Genomic DNA, 1,489 nt, shown 5'->3' with positions numbered 1-1,489 from the left:
GCACCTGTGTTTGACTATCACCGCCTTCTTTACCGACAATACTTGCAGATTCCTTTCCGCTTAACTTCCAACCCACTGGGTCGGAAGTTAAATCCGTCCGCTGTCCCTGCCTTTTCATAGCGTCCAGCTTCATTTTGTAGGCAAACGCCTTTTCCGATGGTAAAATCTGCTCCCGCTGCAAGTTGGAGTCCACCATGATAATCGTGGCTTCATCATCGGTGAGCTGCCGCACAATACAGGGGATTTCCGCAAGCCCCGCTAAATCCGCCGCCTTTTTCCTGCGGTGTCCGGCCACCATTTCATAGCCGCCCGACCGTTTGGGGCGCACCAGGGCAGGGACCAAAACGCCGTACTGCTTCACGCTTTCCGTCATTTCCTGCATAGCTGCGTCCATCCGCACCTTAAACGGGTGGTTCGGGAAGTCGCTGATTTCCGTGGGCGAAAGATTGACAACTTTTTCAAGCCGTGCCTCGGCCCGTTCTTCCTCCGTGGAAAACAAATCATCGACTGAGGGAAGATTGAAGTTTAGCCCGCTGCTTTTCGCCATCCGCCAGCACCTCCTTTGAAAAATCCGCGTAAGCCTGGGCCACCTTGCTCCTCTTGTCGTAGGCGTAAATACTCTTGCCTGCGGCGCTGATCTCTGCGGCTTTGATGGCTACGGGAATCTCGGAACGATAAATTTTCAACACGCTCCCGTAACTCTGCCGCAGTGTATCCGCTGTCTGTCTGGCAAGGTTTGTGCGCCCATCCACCAGAGTGAGCAGCACCCCGTCCACCTTCAGAGCCGGGTTGATCTGCCGCTTCACTTTATTGATGGTTTTCATAAGCTGGGTCATGCCCTTGGCGGGAAGATAATGGGCCTGCACCGGGATAATCACGCTGTCCGCCGCAGCCAGGGCGTTTATCGTAATCATGCCCAGGGACGGCATACAATCAATGAGAACCACATCATAGTGCTTCTTGACCTCATTGACATAGGTTCTCAGCGTAAACTCCCGGCTCATGGCGGTGACCAGGCTCATTTCCAACGCGGACAGCTCAATGTTGGCGGGCATAAGGTCTACACCCTCGATGTGGTGCATTATGCCCTCATCTGTGGTGAATGGCTCATCCCGGATCACTTTTTCCATGACCGTGGCCAGGGTGGTGGGCAGGCTGTCTTGGTCTTGCCAGCCCAGGCAGGTGGTGAGGTCGCCCTGGGGGTCTGCGTCAATGAGCAGTACCTTTTTCCCCAGACGGGCTAAACCAATGCCCAGATTCACCGTCGTGGTGGTTTTGCCTGTGCCGCCTTTCTGGTTGGCCAGCGCGATCACGCGGCCATCCCTGGGGCGGCTTCTCTGTTCCGGCATTTTCATGTCCTCCTTCTTCATAGATTTAGCCGCCCGTTGGCAAGACGGACAGCTATGTATGCTGCAAAATGGGCATGAAAAAAAGCCGCCTATTCTATGAAAAGAATAAACGGCTTGATTTAGTCGGCACAATATGTAGT

At 54.2% G+C, this 1,489-nt stretch carries 2 protein-coding genes; both read right to left on the bottom strand.

Annotated features, from left to right (window positions below; all coding sequences use genetic code 11):
* Positions 1-547, bottom strand: a 547-nt coding sequence (locus B5F35_RS18110; RefSeq protein ID WP_140401295.1) for a ParB/RepB/Spo0J family partition protein, incomplete at its 3' end; no start/stop codon positions are given.
* The gene (locus B5F35_RS18105) at positions 501-1,349 is read right to left on the bottom strand and encodes a ParA family protein (protein WP_087243071.1); all 849 of its coding nucleotides are present in this window, start codon (positions 1,347-1,349) and stop codon (positions 501-503) included. The genes B5F35_RS18110 and B5F35_RS18105, both read right to left, overlap by 47 nt.
* Between the last annotated feature and the right edge of the window lie 140 nt (positions 1,350-1,489).

Origin of the sequence: Anaeromassilibacillus sp. An200 (genome assembly GCF_002160025.1) — a bacterium.
GTDB lineage: Bacteria > Bacillota > Clostridia > Oscillospirales > Acutalibacteraceae > Caccousia > Caccousia stercoris.
Note: the sequence above shows the minus strand (reverse complement) of the source record. Positions and strands in the feature narration are given on the sequence as shown.